18 protein-coding genes are annotated in these 15,446 nt (G+C 64.6%); 1 reads left to right on the top strand and 17 read right to left on the bottom strand.

Translation table 11 applies throughout. The features are described 5' to 3' along the window. Nucleotides 1-2 precede the first annotated feature (2 nt). The 6 genes from ACLF6L_RS03035 to ACLF6L_RS03010 form a co-directional block, all read right to left on the bottom strand. Entirely contained in the window at nt 3-410 is a 408-nt protein-coding gene (locus ACLF6L_RS03035) for a ClpXP protease specificity-enhancing factor (RefSeq protein WP_238617386.1), read from the bottom strand. A 47-nt stretch (nt 411-457) separates the two neighbouring features. Continuing rightward, a complete protein-coding gene (locus ACLF6L_RS03030) occupies nt 458-1,081 on the bottom strand; it encodes a glutathione S-transferase N-terminal domain-containing protein (RefSeq protein ID WP_238617385.1) in 624 nt (207 codons plus the stop codon). Between the two features lie 85 nt (nt 1,082-1,166). Further along, nucleotides 1,167-1,901, bottom strand: a complete 735-nt coding sequence (locus tag ACLF6L_RS03025; protein ID WP_412852345.1) for a cytochrome c1 — start codon at nt 1,899-1,901, stop codon at nt 1,167-1,169. Further along, nucleotides 1,901-3,283 (bottom strand): cytochrome b, encoded by a 1,383-nt coding sequence (locus tag ACLF6L_RS03020; RefSeq protein WP_238617383.1) that lies wholly within the window; start codon nt 3,281-3,283, stop codon nt 1,901-1,903. Before ACLF6L_RS03020 ends, ACLF6L_RS03025 begins: the two co-directional genes overlap by 1 nt. Then, nucleotides 3,280-3,882 (bottom strand): ubiquinol-cytochrome c reductase iron-sulfur subunit, encoded by a 603-nt coding sequence (gene petA / locus ACLF6L_RS03015; RefSeq protein WP_238617382.1) that lies wholly within the window; start codon nt 3,880-3,882, stop codon nt 3,280-3,282. The genes ACLF6L_RS03020 and petA overlap by 4 nt, the downstream gene beginning before the upstream one ends. Nucleotides 3,883-4,071: 189 nt before the next feature. Further along, entirely contained in the window at nt 4,072-4,821 is a 750-nt protein-coding gene (locus ACLF6L_RS03010; protein ID WP_412852344.1) for a Nif3-like dinuclear metal center hexameric protein, read from the bottom strand. 65 nt (nt 4,822-4,886) lie between these two features. On the opposite strand from ACLF6L_RS03010, the gene ACLF6L_RS03005 reads away from it, so the two are divergent. Next, nucleotides 4,887-6,047: a Do family serine endopeptidase gene (locus tag ACLF6L_RS03005; protein WP_412852343.1), complete on the top strand. Its 1,161-nt coding sequence runs from the start codon at nt 4,887-4,889 to the stop codon at nt 6,045-6,047. Between the two features lie 20 nt (nt 6,048-6,067). Here the strand turns inward: ACLF6L_RS03005 and hisC are convergent, their stop codons facing one another. From hisC to ACLF6L_RS02950, 11 genes are all read right to left on the bottom strand, one after another. Continuing rightward, nucleotides 6,068-7,165, bottom strand: coding sequence for a histidinol-phosphate transaminase (hisC, locus tag ACLF6L_RS03000; RefSeq protein ID WP_412852342.1), 1,098 nt, complete (start codon nt 7,163-7,165; stop codon nt 6,068-6,070). Nucleotides 7,166-7,196: 31 nt separating this feature from the next. Then, entirely contained in the window at nt 7,197-8,513 is a 1,317-nt protein-coding gene (gene hisD / locus ACLF6L_RS02995) for a histidinol dehydrogenase (RefSeq protein ID WP_412852341.1), read from the bottom strand. Nucleotides 8,514-8,609: 96 nt separating this feature from the next. After that, entirely contained in the window at nt 8,610-9,665 is a 1,056-nt protein-coding gene (locus ACLF6L_RS02990) for a 3-deoxy-7-phosphoheptulonate synthase (RefSeq protein WP_008930952.1), read from the bottom strand. Between the two features lie 82 nt (nt 9,666-9,747). After that, the gene (gene hisG / locus ACLF6L_RS02985; protein WP_238617377.1) at nt 9,748-10,389 is read right to left on the bottom strand and encodes an ATP phosphoribosyltransferase; all 642 of its coding nucleotides are present in this window, start codon (nt 10,387-10,389) and stop codon (nt 9,748-9,750) included. 5 nt (nt 10,390-10,394) lie between these two features. Further along, nucleotides 10,395-11,654 carry a UDP-N-acetylglucosamine 1-carboxyvinyltransferase gene (gene murA / locus ACLF6L_RS02980; protein WP_238617376.1) on the bottom strand — a complete coding sequence of 420 codons (1,260 nt, stop codon included), beginning with the start codon at nt 11,652-11,654 and terminating at the stop codon, nt 10,395-10,397. 50 nt (nt 11,655-11,704) lie between these two features. Next, complete coding sequence (locus ACLF6L_RS02975; protein ID WP_238617375.1) at nt 11,705-12,010, bottom strand: lipid asymmetry maintenance protein MlaB; 306 nt, start codon at nt 12,008-12,010, stop codon at nt 11,705-11,707. Beyond that, complete coding sequence (locus tag ACLF6L_RS02970) at nt 12,007-12,657, bottom strand: phospholipid-binding protein MlaC (RefSeq protein WP_412852340.1); 651 nt, start codon at nt 12,655-12,657, stop codon at nt 12,007-12,009. Before ACLF6L_RS02970 ends, ACLF6L_RS02975 begins: the two co-directional genes overlap by 4 nt. 17 nt (nt 12,658-12,674) lie before the next feature. After that, nucleotides 12,675-13,133, bottom strand: coding sequence for an outer membrane lipid asymmetry maintenance protein MlaD (gene mlaD, locus ACLF6L_RS02965; RefSeq protein ID WP_238617373.1), 459 nt, complete (start codon nt 13,131-13,133; stop codon nt 12,675-12,677). A gap of 15 nt (nt 13,134-13,148) precedes the next feature. After that, nucleotides 13,149-13,928 carry a lipid asymmetry maintenance ABC transporter permease subunit MlaE gene (gene mlaE, locus ACLF6L_RS02960; protein ID WP_412852339.1) on the bottom strand — a complete coding sequence of 260 codons (780 nt, stop codon included), beginning with the start codon at nt 13,926-13,928 and terminating at the stop codon, nt 13,149-13,151. Continuing rightward, on the bottom strand, nt 13,928-14,749 hold the full coding sequence (locus ACLF6L_RS02955) for an ATP-binding cassette domain-containing protein (RefSeq protein WP_412852740.1): 822 nt from the start codon (nt 14,747-14,749) through the stop codon (nt 13,928-13,930). Before ACLF6L_RS02955 ends, mlaE begins: the two co-directional genes overlap by 1 nt. A 73-nt stretch (nt 14,750-14,822) precedes the next feature. Then, nucleotides 14,823-15,416 (bottom strand): hypothetical protein, encoded by a 594-nt coding sequence (locus ACLF6L_RS02950; protein WP_238617372.1) that lies wholly within the window; start codon nt 15,414-15,416, stop codon nt 14,823-14,825. Nucleotides 15,417-15,446 lie beyond the last annotated feature (30 nt).

Raw genomic sequence — 15,446 nt, 5'->3', positions numbered from 1 at the left:
GCTTACTTGACCACCCGGAGGCTCGGTCCCTTGCGGCGCCCGCCTTCGCCCTTGCCGCCGCCACCGTCATCATCCCCGCCGGAAGGCGGTGGCTCGTCTCCGTCCTCGGATTCGGCAAACATCATGCCCTGGCCGTTCTCCCGAGTATAGATGGCCAGCACCCGGTCCACTGGGATCATCACGTTCATGGGGCGACCCCCGAAACGGGCATTGAAGGTCACGGCTTCGTTACTGATCAGCAGGCCGCTGACCGCCAGCGGGGCCACATTGAGCACGATGCGCCCGTTTTCCACGTACTCACGGGGTACCACCACCTCCGCGGCGGCATCCACCAGGAGGTGGGGAGTCATGTCGTTATCCACAATCCATTCATAAATGGCGCGGATGAGATACGGTCGACTGGAAGTCATGGCAAGGCTCGAAAGACAATGAAGTGCGGATACAGCCGGGACCGGAGTCAGTGCATCTCCTTCTCGGCCTCGGTCAGGCTCTGCCGGAAGGCATCCCGGGCAAACATGCGCCGGGCGTAGTCACGAATGGGGGCCGGCAGCTTTTCCAGCGGGATCCCGTAATGAGGCAGTCGCCACATGACCGGCGCAATGGCCGCGTCCACCAGACTGAATTCATCACTGAGAAAATAGGGCTTGATGGCGAAGATCTCACTGGCCGCCACCAGGCTCTCGTGCAGGATCTTGCGGGCCTTGGCGGCCTGCTTGTCCGAGGTGGCATCCAGGCTTTCCAGGCCACGGTACCAGTCCATCTCCACCCGATAGAGGGCCAGACGGGCGGTGGCGCGGGCCACCGGATCCACCGGCATCAGGGGAGGATGGGGGAAACGCTCGTCGAGATATTCGTGGATGACCTGAGTGCCGTAGAGCACCAGTTCCCGATCCACCAACGTGGGGACCGAGTTATAGGGGTTCAGGTCGGAAAGGTCTTCGGACTTTTCGCCTGGTTCAAGCTGGTGGATGTCCACCGTGATGTCCTTTTCAGCCAGCACGATCCTGACCGAATGACATCGCGGACAGGTGGGTGCTGAAAAGAGCGTCATGACGGATCTACGATTGGCGATTAACGCCATGGAGGCTCTCCGGTCGGTCGGCCGACAGGATCCAGGCGGCCGGCTGGAAAAAAGGGGCATCCCTGCCCCTTTCCTGGAACGACGATCAGTGCACGTCTCTCCAGTATTCCTTCTTCAGCAGGTAGGCCACGAAGGTAAAGAAGGCCAGGAACAGGAGCACCCACTTGCCCAGCTCGTGACGCTCCACCTTCACGGGGTCCGCCACATAGGCCAGGAAGTTGGTGATGTCGCGGACCACTTCGTTGTATTCCTCGGTGGTCAGCTTGCCTTCGGCAACCTTCTCCAGCTTGATGTGACCCTCTTCACCCACGTTGGCCTGCCAGCCCTGCAGTTCCCACAGGACATGGGGCATGCTCATGGCTTCAAAGATGGCATTGTTCACGCCCATGGGACGGCTGTCATCCAGGTAGAAGCTGCGCAGCGTGGTGTAGATCCAGTCCGTGCCCCGCAGGCGAGCCGTCAGGCTCAGGTCGGGCGCGGGCTGACCGAACCACTCTTCCGCATCATCGGGCTTCATGGCGATCTTGATCAGCTCGCCGACACCCGTCTGGTCACCGGACTGGTCGCGGGTATGGATGAGCCGTTCCCGCAGCTGATCGTCACTCAGACCCAGGTCATTGCCCATGCGGTTGTAGCGCTTGAACTGGATCGAATGACAGCCGATGCAGTACTGGAAGAAGTACTCCGCGCCACGCTGCAGGGAGGCCGTATCGGTCATGTCGATATTGGCCCGATCCAGGGGCTTGGCAGGTCCGGCCGCCAGCGCCGCAACGGGCGCCGCGCAGACCATCATGAACACGAGTGCAATTGTCTTTTTCATCACGAAGTCACCCTCGCCGGAACCGGCTTTTCCTCGTTGAGCTGGGTGTACAGGGGCAGCAGCAGGCAGATCACCAGGTACACGGTCGGAATGAACCACATGGCCACCAGCAGAGTCTGGTCGACACCGGCCTCAAGGCGCAGGTAATCCCAGTAGGTGTAACCGCCCACCAGCACCAGGAAGGACAGCCAGCTGAACAGGGAAGACCGGGGCTGGCTATGGAACCAGAGCACGAAGAAGAACAGCAGGTAGACGGCCGTCAGGCGCAGACCCAGTTCGGCATAGAAGGGCTCCACCGGCTTCAGACCCAGATAGCCCAGCACCACGAAGGTCAGACCGAAGAACACGATGTTGAACTTGTGGATGGTGCTGCGATAGCGCCAGGACTTGATCGGATTGCGGTCGATCCAGGGCAGGAAGAACAGGATCAGCACGGCGCCGAACATGAGCAGCACGCCCAGGAACGGATCGGGCACCGCCCGCAGCACGGTGTAGAAGGTGCCGAAGTACCATACCGGGTGGATCAGTTCAGGGGTCACCATCGGATCGGCCATCTGGAAGTTGGCCTTCTCGATGAAGTAGCCGCCGGCCTCGGGGGCAAAGAACACCACCGCGAAGAACAGGATCAGGAACACGCCGAAACCGAACAGGTCCTTGACGGTGTAGTAGGGGTGGAAGGGAATGCCGTCGGCGGGATGACCGTTGCTGCCGGTGAACTTCTTGATTTCCACGCCATCCGGGTTGTTGGAACCCACGGCATGCAGGGCCACGATGTGCACGAACACCAGCATCACCAGCACCAGCGGCAGGGCCACCACGTGCAGGGCGAAGAAGCGGTTGAGGGTGGCATCGGAGATCAGGAAGTCACCCCGGATCCAGGTCACCAGATCGCCGCCCACCACGGGAATGGTGGCAAACAGATTCACGATCACCTGGGCACCCCAGTAGGACATCTGACCCCAGGGCAGCATGTAGCCGGCGAAGGCTTCCGCCATGAGCACCAGGTAGATGGCCACGCCGATGATCCAGATCAGTTCACGGGGCCGCTTGTAGGAACCGTACATCAAGGCCCTGAACATGTGCAGATAGACCACGATGAAGAAGGCCGAGGCCCCCGTGGTGTGCATGTAGCGGATGAACCAGCCCCACTCCACGTCGCGCATGATGTACTCGACGGAGGCGAACGCCAGCTGGGCGTCCGGCTTGTAGAACATGGTCAGGAAGATACCGGAGACGAACTGGATCACCAGGACCAGGACGGCCAGGGACCCGAAGTAGTACCAGAAATTGAAATTCTTCGGCGCATAGTACTCGGCCAGATGCTCATTCCAGGTCTTGGTGAGCGGGTATCTGGCGTCGATCCAGTCTACTAGGGCTCTCATGCGGCAACTCCTTCGTCATCCTCGCCGATCAGGACGAGGGTCTCCGACAGGTACTTGTGGGGCGGAACCGCCAGGTTGATTGGGGCGGGCACGTTGCGCCACACCCGGCCGGCCAGATCGAAGCGTGAGCCGTGGCACACACAGAAGTAACCGCCGCGCCATTCGCTGCCCAGGTCCGGAGGAGCCAGTTCCGGGCGATAGCTGGGGGAGCAACCCAGATGGGTGCAGATACCGATCAGAATGGAATACTCCGGCTTGATGGACCGGGTTTCATTCTGACAGTAAGCCGGCTGCTGGGAGACAACCGTGGAATCCGGGTCCGACAGACGGGGACGGTTTTCGGGCAGCAGTTCAAGCATCTGCGGGGTTCTGTGGGTAATCCAGATGGGCTTGCCCCGCCATTCCACTCGAATGAGCTGTCCCGGCTCTACCTGGGAAACATCCACTTCAACCGGTGCACCTGCCGCCTGAGCACGGGCACTGGGCGCCCAGGATGCCAGGTAGGGGTAGGCCACCGCGACGACACCTGCACCGCCGACCACGCTGGTGGCCGCGACCAGGAATCGCCGTCGACTCTGGTTCACGCCTTCGTTAGCCATCAAAAAGATCTCCAATTGAGTTCCAAAAAGACCGCTGGTTCACGGGCACCCCTCATCGGCCGGGCACTGAAAATCCCCTCGCCGATCCAAAGACCCGTCAACCCGTCGGGGCACTCAAAACGCAGTAGGATTCCCGAAGACGCCCACAACGTCAAGAGGAAACACCCGGACCTCCAACAACCATCTGATTCAAATAGGATTCTCTACATCTATAAATTCATGCGAAAGTGCTAATGTTCTGGCCAGGTACTCACCCAGCGCCCTGGGTCCGTAGCGCTCGGTGGCATGATGCCCGGCGGCAAAATAGTGAATGCCCGCTTCCCGGGCCACATGCACGGTCTGCTCCGAGACCTCGCCGCTGATGTAGGCGTCCAGCCCCATTTCCGCGGCCCTCTCAACCATGCCCTGAGCACCTCCGGTACACCATCCAAGGCGACGGATCACCTCCGGACCACCGGGAATCCAGAGGGCCTCGCGCCCCAGGCGCCGGGACAGACGCTCCCCGAGCGCTTGCGCCGACAGCGGGGCATCCGGCACACCGAAGAAGCCCACGCCATCGGGACGCAGGACGCCCTGCACCTGAAAATCCAGCAATCCAGCCAGCTGAGCGTTATTCCCCAGCTCAGGGTGCGCATCCAGGGGCAGATGGTAAGCCAGCAGACTGATGTCATGCGCCAGCAGGAGACGCAATCGCTCCCGCTTCATGCCGACGATCCGGGCGTCCTCACCCTTCCAGAAGTAACCATGATGAACCAGCAGGGCATCCGCGCCCTGCTCGATGGCGGCTTCAATCAGCGCCCGACCGGCGGTCACGCCGGTCACAAGACGGGAAACGTGAGGTCTGCCCTGAACTTGAAGCCCGTTAGGGCTATAGTCGGTAAATGCGCCCACATTGAGCAACGTGTCGACATGGCTGATCAGGTCCCGCAGAGCGACCATAAGCTTATCTCCATATTGCAATGTTGGCGGGCCATGACCCTACACCAGTATGGTATGTTATTGCCATGACCCCGATCAGTCGTTTCCTGCTTCAGGTAGTGGGCGTCGGCCTTGCCGTGGCCGCCCTCATGCTGCTGTTCTTTCCCGACCTGCTGCGGGAACCTCGCCCCGTGGTGGAGGTGCGACAAAGCGAGCGCGCCACCCTGAGCGGCCCCATGACGGGTCCGGTGTCCTATGCCGACGCCGTGAGCCAGGCCGCCCCGGCCGTGGTCAACATCCACACCCGCAAGACGGTGGTGCAACGCAGCCACCCCTTCATGGACGACCCCCTGTTCCGGCAGTTCTTCGGTGATCGCTTCGACAATCCCCGACAGCGCACCCAGACCAGCCTGGGCTCCGGCGTGATCATCAGCCCCCAGGGCTTCATTCTCACCAACAATCACGTCATCGAGGGCGCCGACGAGATCGAGGCCCTGCTCGCGGATGGGCGCAGCGTGGCGGCCACCGTGGTCGGCACAGACCCCGAGACCGATCTGGCCATCCTGAGGATCGACGCGGCCGGGCGCACCCTGCCCAGCATCGTGGTCGGCGCCTCCGCCGGCCTGCGGGTGGGTGACGTGGTCCTGGCCATCGGCAATCCCTTCGGCGTGGGCCAGACCGTGACCCTGGGCATCGTCAGCGCCACCGGTCGCAGTCGCCTGGGCATCAACACCTATGAAGACTTCATCCAGACCGATGCCGCCATCAATCCGGGCAACTCCGGCGGCGCCCTGGTGAACGCCCACGGCGAACTGGTGGGCATCAACACCGCCATCTTCACCCGTTCCGGCGGCTCCCAGGGCATCGGCTTTGCCATTCCGGTGGACCTGGCCCGGGACGTGATGACCCAGATCATCGAAAAGGGCACCGTGGTGCGTGGCTGGCTGGGCATTGAGGTCCAGGAGATCACGCCGCAACTGGCCCAGTCCTTCGGCCTCCCGGATGCCCGCGGCATCCTCATCGCCGGGGTGCTCTCCGGCGGCCCGGCGGCCCGGGCCGGAATCCGCCCCGGGGATGTCATCACGCACCTGGATGGTGACCGGGTGAATGACGCCCAAGATGCCCTGAACTTCATTGCCCGCCGCAAGCCCGGCGAGACCCTGGCTATCCAGGGGGTGCGCGAGGGCCGGCCGGTACAGATCCGGACCGAGGTGGGTCAGCGGCCGGCCGTGCGCAGGTCGTCCTGATCCGGGACCGCCCCAAGGCGTCAGAGCACGGCCTCAAGGGCCGCCAGGAAGCGGGCGTTTTCCTCCGGCGCCCCCACCGTCACCCGCAGGCAGTCGGCCAGCAGGCCGCCCTGCCCCGACAGGTCCTTGATCAGCACCCCGCCGGCACGGATCCCCTCGAAGATCTCCCGCCCCCGGGCGGACGGCACCCGGAACAGGATGAAATTCGCCTCGCTGGGGAAGGGCTCCACCCCCGGCAGGGCCGCCAGGGCCTTGAACAACGCCTCCCGGTCCCGGCGAATCCAGGCCGCCTGCTCATCCAGCACCCCGTGATGGGCCAGTGCAAATTCCGCCGCCGCCTGGGTCAGGACATTGATGTTGTAAGGCAGGCGGACCTTGTCCAGTTCCCCGATCCACGCCGGCATCCCGCATAGATAACCCAGCCGAAGTCCGGCCAGCCCCAGCTTGGAGACGGTACGCATCACCAGCAGGCGCCCGTCGCTGCCCACGTCCGGCAGAAAGCTGTCCCGGGCAAAGGGGCCATAGGCCTCGTCCACCACCACCAGCCCGGGTGCCGCCCGGATCAGCGTTTCCATGTCGGCCCGCGGCCAGAGATTGCCGGTGGGATTATTGGGCCAGGCCAGGAACATCACGGCCGGCCGGTGTCGTTCCAGCGCCGCCAGCATGGCCGGCATGTCCAGGGAAAAATCCGGCTTGAGGGGGATACCGACAAACTCCAGACCCAGCCAGCGGGCCACCATCCGGTACATGACAAAGCCGGGCTCCGGCGCCATCACCACCCGCCCGGGACCGGACACGGCCATGAGCAGGATCTGGATCAGCTCGTCGGAACCGTTGCCCAGCAGCAATGCCGCCTCGCCGGGCACCCCCATCACCGTGCGCAGACGGGCCACGAGTTCGGTGCCCTTCGGGTCCGGATACCGGTTGACCGGCAGCCGACTCAAGGTCTCGGCCCAGGCATCGCGCAAGTCCCGCGGCCACTCATAGGGATTTTCCATGGCATCCAGCTTGATCAGGCCCTGTGCCGAGGGCACGGGGTAGGCGGACAGTTCACGGATCTCGGCCCGGATCAGGTGTTCCGGGCAAGGTGCCGTCACGGCTTGGGCGTCTTGGGGCATCGTATCGTGGACACAGGCAATGGGAACAGGCTCAGCGATCATCAACCTTGGGGTCGATGCGGTATTCCGCCGAACAGGCATGGGCGATCAGCCCCTCCCCCCGAGCCAGCACGGAGGCGGTCCGACCCAGATCGGAGGCCCCGGCGGCGGAGCAGTGAATCAGGCTGGAGCGCTTCTGGAAGTCATAGACCCCTAGGGGCGAGGAAAAGCGCGCCGTGCGGGAGGTGGGCAGCACGTGGTTGGGACCGGCACAGTAGTCACCCACGGCCTCGGCTGTGTGACGCCCCAGGAAGATGGCACCGGCATGGCGAATGCGCCGGGCCATGGCCTCGGGCTCGGCCACGGACAGCTCCAGATGCTCCGGCGCCACGTGGTTGGCCACCTCCACGGCCTCGTCCAGATCCCGTACCCGGATCAGGGCACCCCGGGCAGCCAGGGACGTACGAATGATCTCGGCCCGGGGCATGCGTTCAAGCAGGGCATCCATGGCGACCGCCACCGCCTCCAGGAAGTCCGCGTCGGGACTGACCAGGATGGCCTGGGCATCCTCGTCATGTTCGGCCTGGGAAAACAGGTCGGCGGCAATCCAGTCGGGATCGGTCCGGCCGTCACAGACCACCAGAATCTCGGACGGCCCCGCCACCATGTCGATCCCCACGGCCCCGAAAACCATGCGCTTGGCGGTGGCCACATAGATGTTGCCGGGGCCCACGATCTTGTCCACCTGCGGAATGGTCCCGGTACCGTAGGCCAGTGCCGCCACCGCCTGGGCCCCGCCGATGGCAAACACCCGATCCACCCCGGCCACGGCCGCCGCCGCCAGCACCAGGTCGTTCACCTGTCCGTCCGGCGTGGGTACCACCATGATCACCTCGGGTACCCCGGCCACCTTGGCCGGGATCGCGTTCATGATCACCGAGGAGGGATAGGCTGCCTTGCCGCCGGGCACATAGAGTCCGACCCGATCCAGGGGGCTCACCTGCTGGCCCAGCACGGTGCCGTCGGGCTCGGTGTATTGCCAGTCGGACAGTTTCTGATGTTCGGCATAGCGGCGCACTCGCTCCGCGGCCCGCTCCAGGGCCTGCCGGTGCGCCGGGGCGATGCGGGTCAGGGCCTGGTCAAGCCGGTCCCGGTGGATCTCCAACTCAGCCACGGCGGTCTTTTCCAGGCGGTCGAACCGGGCCGTGTATTCCAGCACGGCCGCATCGCCCCGATGTCGTACATCGGCCAGGATGTCGCGCACGGTGGTGAACACAGCCTCGTCGGATACGCTCTCCCAGGCCAGCAACTGATCCAGTCGTGCGCGGAAATCGGCTTGTCGGGAGTCCAGGCGATTGATCTGCGGCATGGGGACGCCTCGAAACGGAATGGATTGGCTAGTGTAGCGCGCCCTTCTCCCCTTGGGGGAGAAGGGCAGAGGCAGACAGGATGGCAACCAGGGCCTTCAACGGCCGCGACGGGCCTTGACCGCGGCGGCCAGCTCCCGCAACAGGGGGGCGGTGTCATCCCAGCTCATGCAGGCATCGGTGATGCTCTGCCCGTAGACGGGAGGCTTGCCCGCCACCAGGTCCTGACGACCCGCCACCAGATGACTTTCCAGCATCACACCGATGATGCGACGGTCGCCGCCATGGATCTGAGCCGCCACGGAACGGGTCACCTCCACCTGGCGGGCCGGGTCCTTGCGGCTGTTGGCATGGCTGCAGTCGATCATGAGCTGGGGCGGCAGACCGGCATCCTGCAGGGCCTCGGCGGCCTCGTCCAGGCTCTTGGGGTCGTAATTGGGCGTCTTGCCGCCCCGCAGGATGATGTGGCAGTCCCCGTTGCCCGCCGTGGAGAAGATGGCCGAGCGTCCCGCCTTGGTCACGGACAGGAAATGATGGGGTTTCGAGCTGGAACGAATGGCGTCGACAGCCACCTGCAGGCTGCCGTCGGTGCTGTTCTTGAAGCCCACCGGACAGGACAGCCCTGAGGCCAGCTCGCGATGTACCTGGCTTTCGGTGGTACGGGCGCCGATGGCGCCCCAGGCCACCAGGTCCGCCACGTACTGGGGGCTGATCAGGTCGAGATATTCGGTGGCGGCCGGTACGCCCCGTCGGGCCAGGTCCAGCAATAGGCCGCGGGCCAGGCGCAGGCCCTTGTTGATCTGAAAACTGTTGTCCAGGTCGGGATCGTTGATGAGCCCCTTCCAGCCGACGATGGTCCGGGGCTTTTCGAAATAGACCCGCATCACCACTTCCAGGTCGGCCGCCAGTTCATCCCGCAATCCCTTCAGACGGGCCGCGTAGTCCCGGGCTGCCTCCACGTCATGGATGGAGCAGGGACCGGCGATCACCAGCAGACGATCATCCTCCCCCTTGAGTATCCGGTGAATGGCGTTGCGGGACTCGTAAACGGTCCGGGCGGCTTCGTCGCTGACGGGATACTCCCGGTGGAGCTGTTCCGGGGGGGACACTTCCTGGATACCCAGGATTCTCAGATCATCGGTCTGGTATGGCATCGAATTTCATGATCCTCTCGGGAAACGGTCAGGGCAATCACAAGTCACCGCGGGAGCCGGCCGTCATTGGGGGGCAGGCGGTCTAGGCCCGCCTCGCCACCGCCGCCTCAAGATCCTTGAGCAGACGCTTGACGCGCGCGGACTTCATCTTCATGGAGGCCTTGTTCACCACCAGACGGGAGCTGATGTCGGCAATGTGCTCCAGGGGCACCAGGCCGTTGGCCTTGAGGGTATTGCCGGTGTCCACCAGATCCACGATACAGTCGGACAGCCCCACCAACGGCGCCAGTTCCATGGAACCGTAGAGCTTGATGATCTCCACCTGCTTACCCTGCTCGGCATAATAACGACGGGTGGTGTTGACAAACTTGGTGGCAACCCGCAGGCGGCCGGCCCGCGCCGCGGCCTCCGGACGCCCCGCCACCATCAGACGGCAGCGGGCGATGTTCAGATCCAGGGGCTCGTACAACCCTTCCCCGCCGTGCTCCATCAGCACATCCTTGCCGGAAACCCCCACATCGGCGGCCCCGTACTGCACATAAGTGGGTACATCGGTGGCGCGGATCACCACCAACTTCACGTCGTCACGGTTGGTATCCAGTATCAGCTTGCGACTGGTCTCCGGATCGTCCTTCGGCTCGATCCCGGCTTCCGCCAGCAGCGGCAGGGTATCCTTGTAGATCCGCCCCTTGGACAGGGCGATGGTCAGTGTCTGTTCTGGCATGGGGCTTATCCGGGCACGCGGCGGATGATGGCGCCGAGCTGGGAGAGTTTCTCCTCGATGCATTCATAGCCGCGGTCGATGTGATAGATGCGATCCACCAGGGTCTCGCCATCACTGACCAGACCGGCCAGAATCAGGCTGGCCGAGGCCCGCAGGTCGGTGGCCATCACCGGTGCCGCCTTCAGGCGCGGAACCCCGCGAATGATGGCGGTGTTGCCCTCGACCCGGATGTCGGCACCCATGCGCTGCATCTCCAGGGCATGCATGAAGCGGTTTTCAAACACGGTCTCGGTGATGGTGGCGGTACCCTCGGCCACGGTATTCAGAGCCACGAACTGGGCCTGCATGTCGGTGGGAAAGGCAGGATACGGTGCCGTGCGCAAACTCACCGACCGGGGCCGACGTCCCCGCATGTCCAGCTCGATCCAGTCCTCCCCCACAGTGATGTGGGCACCGGCCTCTTCCAGCTTGACCAGCACGGCATCCAGGGTCTTGGGCGCGGTATCGCGGGCGCGCACCCGGCCACCGGTCATGGCACCCGCCACCAGGAAGGTGCCGGTCTCGATCCGGTCGGCCAGCACGGTGTATTCACAGCCGTGCAGATTCGGCACACCCTCCACGGTGATGGTGTCGGTCCCGGCCCCCGAGATCCTGGCCCCCATGGCCTTGAGGCAGTTGGCCAGATCCACCACTTCCGGTTCGCGGGCGGCATTCTCGATGACGGTGACGCCATCGGCCAGGGTCGCGGCCATCAGCAGATTCTCGGTGCCGGTCACGGTCACCGTGTCCAACACCAGACGCGCCCCCTTGAGGCGGTTGGCGCGGGCACGGATGTACCCCCCTTCCACCCGGATGTCGGCTCCCATGGCGGCCAGCCCCTCCAGATGGATGTTCACCGGACGGGAGCCGATGGCGCACCCCCCCGGCAGGGACACCTCGGCCTCCCCGTAACGGGCCAACAGGGGACCCAGTACCAGGATGGAGGCACGCATGGTACGTACCAGCTCATAGGGCGCCACGCACTGGTTGAGCGTGGTGGGATTGACTTCGATGCGCATGCGTTCGTCCACCGTCAGGGACACGCCCATGCGCCCGAGCAGTTCCATGGTGGTGGTGACATCCTGCAGATGCGGGACGTTGCCGATGGTCATGGGGCCATCGGCCAGCAGCGTGGCTGCCAGGATGGGAAGGACCGCATTCTTGGCGCCGGAGATGCGTACATCACCCTCCAGCGGGCGGCCACCGCAGATGATCAGTTTATCCATAGGGGGAAGGATGATAGCGGAAAAGGGCGTCCGGGGGGGAGTACCGGCAATCAGGCCTCTTGCCGCAGCACGTCCTCCAGATCGCTGACCGCGACCAGGGCCCGCATGCGCTCGGGCATGCCGGTGAAGATCAGATGATCGCCATGGGTACCAGCGCAGTCCTTCATCCAGCCGACGAGCAGCGCCACGCCGGCACTGTCACTTCGGGTCACCCCCGACAGATCCACCCGGCAGGGGCCGGACCCACCCTGGAGCAGGCCTCGGGATTCCCGCCACAGATCGGGTACCGTGACCAGGGTGAGTTCACCCGTCACCCGGATACCGGCCTCGGTGCGCTCCAGCCGCGCATCGCTCACCGGCTCGCCCCCACATCGGCCTGAACGGCCTCCTCGATGAGGGATTCGTCACCGGCCTCCAGGCGCTCGATCAGGGCATCCAGGCCATGGCGCTCCACCTCGGCACCGAAGTTGGTGCGGAAATTGGTCACGAAGCTCAGCCCCTCCACGGTCAGATCGAAAATCTTCCATTCTCCGTCCACGGGCCGCAGGCTGTAGATGACGGGGATGTTGGATCGCCCCTGCCCCATCACGATCTCGGTGGCCACCGAAGCCATGCGATCATCCTGACGGCTGCGATGGGGCAGGACCCGGATATCCTTGTCCATGTGCTCGGCCATCTGCAGGGTGTAGGTGCGCATGAGCATGTTCTGGAAGGCCGTCGTGAATCGCTCCCGCTGCTCGGGGGTGGCGGTACGCCAGTGCCGGGCCAGGATCAGCCGCGACATGCCCTGGACATCCACCACCGGCAGGATGATGTCGTCCACCAGGGCATAGAGAAACTCCGGATCATTGCGGGTCCGCTCAGGATCTTCCCGCAGTTTGTCCAGCACCCGGGCGGAGGTCTGCTCCACCAGCTTCACCGGGTCCTGGGTGGCCGCCGCCGGCACCAGGCTGAGGACCAGTACCAGACAGGCCGTGAAAGTCAGATGGACAAGGGGCTTCATCACAAGGGGACTCCACATCAGTTTCCGGTAAGGTTGACCAGCACCCGGCCGATCAGTTCCTCCAGCACCAGGGCCGACTGGGTGAACAGGATCACGTCGCCGTCCCGCAGCACCTCATCCTCGCCGCCGGGCTCCAGGGCGATATACTGCTCTCCCAGCAGTCCGGCGGTATAGATGCTGGCCTGGGTATCCGTGGGCAACTGGTCATAGCGGGCGGAGATGGTGAAGCTGACCCGGGCCTGAAAGCGCTCGGCGTCATAGGTGATGGCGCTCACCCGACCGACCCGTACCCCGGCCATGGTCACCGGGGCCCGCACCTTCAGGCCGCCGATGTTGTTGAAATAGGCATGCACCTCATAGCCGTCGCCGCCCCGGTACTCGCCCAGGTTGCTCACCTGCACGGCGAGCATGAACAGGGCCGCCAGGCCCAGGGCCACGAAGATGCCCACGGTGATCTCGATCCTGCGCGTCGTCATCTTGCCGTCCCGTTATCAGATATCACCGAACATGAGTCCGGTCAGAATGAAGTCCAGGGCCAGAATGGCCAGTGCCGTGTGCACCACGGTGCGCGTGGTGGCCCGGCTCACCCCTTCCGAGGTGGGCGTGGCATCGTAACCTTCAAATACGGCGATCCAGGCAGCCACCACGCCAAAGACCATGCTCTTGATCACGCCGTTCATGATGTCTTCGTGGAAATCCACGCTGGCCTGCATCTGCGACCAGTAGGCGCCGGCATCCACCCCGAGCACCCCCACGCCGATGAAATAGCCCCCGGCCACGCCGACGGCACTGAAGATCGCCGCCAGCAACGGCAGGGAGATCACGCCGGCCAGAAAACGCGGCGCAATCACCCGCTTGTACGGGTCCACCGCCATCATTTCCATGCTGGAGAGCTGTTCCGTCGCCTTCATCAGGCCGATCTCCGCCGTCAGCGCGGAACCGGCCCGACCGGCAAACAGCAGCGCGGTCACCACCGGCCCCAGTTCACGGACCAGGGACAGGGCGACGACGGTACCCAGGGCCTCGGCGGCACCGAAGTCCACCAGGGTGATGTAACCCTGATACCCCAGCACCATGCCCACGAACAGGCCGGACACGGCAATGATCAGCAGGGACAACACCCCCACCGAATAGATTTCCCGCAGCAGCAACCCCGGACGACGCACCAGCGTCCCCATGGCCAGCAGGGTGCGCAGCAGGAACAGGTGGCCCCGCCCCAGGCGTTCCAGCACGCCCAGTGCCGAGCGCCCCAGCCGTTGGAAAGGTCCCATCACCGTGTATCGCCTCCCATGAGGTCATCCAGATAATCCGGCGCCGGATAATGGAAGGGAACCGGACCATCCGGCAATCCTTCCAGAAACTGACGGGACCAGTCCGAGGCCTCCCGGCGCAACTGCTCCGGCGGACCGGCATCCACCACCCTGCCCTCGGAAATGAGGTAGACCCAGTCGGCGATGGAGCCGGCCTCGGCCACATCGTGAGACACGACGATACTGGTCATGCCCAGGGCATCGTTGAGGCGACGGATGAGGGACACGATGACGCCCATGGTGATGGGGTCCAGGCCGGTAAAGGGTTCGTCATACATCATCAGCAGCGGGTCCAGGGCGATGGCGCGGGCCAGGGCCACCCGCCGGGCCATGCCGCCGGAGAGCTCACTGGGCATGAGGGACACCGCGCCGCGCAGGCCCACCGCCTCCAGCTTCATGAGCACCAGGTTGCGCACCAGCGGCTCCGGCAGGCGGGTGTTCTCGCGAATGGGAAAGGCCACGTTGTCAAAGACGTTCAGATCCGTGAGCAGTGCCCCGCTCTGAAACAGCATGCCCATGCGACGGCGCAGGCGATACAGCTCCCGGCGAGAAAGACGATGTACGTCCCGCCCCTCCACCAGCACCTGGCCGTGATCGGGGCGCAGCTGCCCCCCGATCAGCCGCAGCAACGTGGTCTTGCCGGTGCCGCTGGGGCCCATGATGGCCGTCACCTGCCCCTGGGGAATGGTGATGTTCAGGCCGTCGAAGATCTTGCGATCACCGCGGGCAAAATGCAGATCACGGATCTCGATCCAGGGCGTCTTGTCGGGAGAGGCGTCGATGGTCCGGGTCCTGGGTTTGAATGGGGGGCGGGTGGTCAGGCACCGTGAATGTTCCCGGGCCGTCCGGGTCCTGTCAAGCCACTCCCAGCAGCGCGGCAATGGTCATGGCCTGATCCACCGTACCGGGTCCGGCATCCATGAACAGCAGCCCCGCCCCGGCCGGGCTGCCGTGGATGAAACACTCCAACTGCCCACGCAAGGCCCGCAGGTCCGGCGGGCCATCCAGTGTCAGCAGGCCCACGCCACCACAGGCGCCCGGGGCATCCATGCCGGTCCAGAGTCGCGCCGAACCGGACTCGGCACGGGATGCAAACCAGGGCCGGCCCGTGCCGGGCGGAGGAAGGGCCGCCCCGGCCGCCATCACATAGCCGGCCAGATGATCACCCAGGACCGCCTCGGCTCTGGCGGGCACGACCGCATCGTCCTCCGGTGACAGCTCCAGATAGAACCGGAACCCCCGGGACACCTCGTCCCGCCAGACACGCATGCCGGCCTCACCGGCGGCCAGGCGCCGCTCCCTGGGCACCAGCACGGCACGAAATTCATTGGCGTAATACGACAAACGCCAGGACGCCGGCAGATCATCCGGGTAGAATTGCGCCAGCCAAGCCGGGTGTTCCCAGTCACGAACCCCGAAGTCCAGGGTAAAATCCGCCCGATCAGCCATGGCGCCCCGTCCCCCACAGCCCTATCGCAA

Origin of the sequence: Ectothiorhodospira shaposhnikovii (assembly GCF_047222355.1) — a bacterium.
GTDB lineage: Bacteria > Pseudomonadota > Gammaproteobacteria > Ectothiorhodospirales > Ectothiorhodospiraceae > Ectothiorhodospira.
Note: the sequence above shows the minus strand (reverse complement) of the source record. Positions and strands in the feature narration are given on the sequence as shown.

Coding starts and splice junctions, on each gene's coding strand:
- ACLF6L_RS02950 (WP_238617372.1), bottom strand. CDS start 15,416: ATGGCTGATCGGGCGGATTTTACCCTGGACTTCGGGGTTCGTGACTGG.
- hisD (WP_412852341.1), bottom strand. CDS start 8,513: ATGCCGCAGATCAATCGCCTGGACTCCCGACAAGCCGATTTCCGCGCA.
- petA (WP_238617382.1), bottom strand. CDS start 3,882: ATGGCTAACGAAGGCGTGAACCAGAGTCGACGGCGATTCCTGGTCGCG.
- murA (WP_238617376.1), bottom strand. CDS start 11,654: ATGGATAAACTGATCATCTGCGGTGGCCGCCCGCTGGAGGGTGATGTA.
- ACLF6L_RS03010 (WP_412852344.1), bottom strand. CDS start 4,821: ATGGTCGCTCTGCGGGACCTGATCAGCCATGTCGACACGTTGCTCAAT.
- ACLF6L_RS03030 (WP_238617385.1), bottom strand. CDS start 1,081: ATGGCGTTAATCGCCAATCGTAGATCCGTCATGACGCTCTTTTCAGCA.
- mlaE (WP_412852339.1), bottom strand. CDS start 13,928: ATGGGACCTTTCCAACGGCTGGGGCGCTCGGCACTGGGCGTGCTGGAA.
- ACLF6L_RS02970 (WP_412852340.1), bottom strand. CDS start 12,657: ATGAAGCCCCTTGTCCATCTGACTTTCACGGCCTGTCTGGTACTGGTC.
- ACLF6L_RS03020 (WP_238617383.1), bottom strand. CDS start 3,283: ATGAGAGCCCTAGTAGACTGGATCGACGCCAGATACCCGCTCACCAAG.
- hisC (WP_412852342.1), bottom strand. CDS start 7,165: ATGCCCCAAGACGCCCAAGCCGTGACGGCACCTTGCCCGGAACACCTG.
- ACLF6L_RS03025 (WP_412852345.1), bottom strand. CDS start 1,901: ATGAAAAAGACAATTGCACTCGTGTTCATGATGGTCTGCGCGGCGCCC.
- hisG (WP_238617377.1), bottom strand. CDS start 10,389: ATGCCAGAACAGACACTGACCATCGCCCTGTCCAAGGGGCGGATCTAC.
- ACLF6L_RS03005 (WP_412852343.1), top strand. CDS start 4,887: ATGACCCCGATCAGTCGTTTCCTGCTTCAGGTAGTGGGCGTCGGCCTT.
- ACLF6L_RS02990 (WP_008930952.1), bottom strand. CDS start 9,665: ATGCCATACCAGACCGATGATCTGAGAATCCTGGGTATCCAGGAAGTG.
- mlaD (WP_238617373.1), bottom strand. CDS start 13,133: ATGACGACGCGCAGGATCGAGATCACCGTGGGCATCTTCGTGGCCCTG.
- ACLF6L_RS03035 (WP_238617386.1), bottom strand. CDS start 410: ATGACTTCCAGTCGACCGTATCTCATCCGCGCCATTTATGAATGGATT.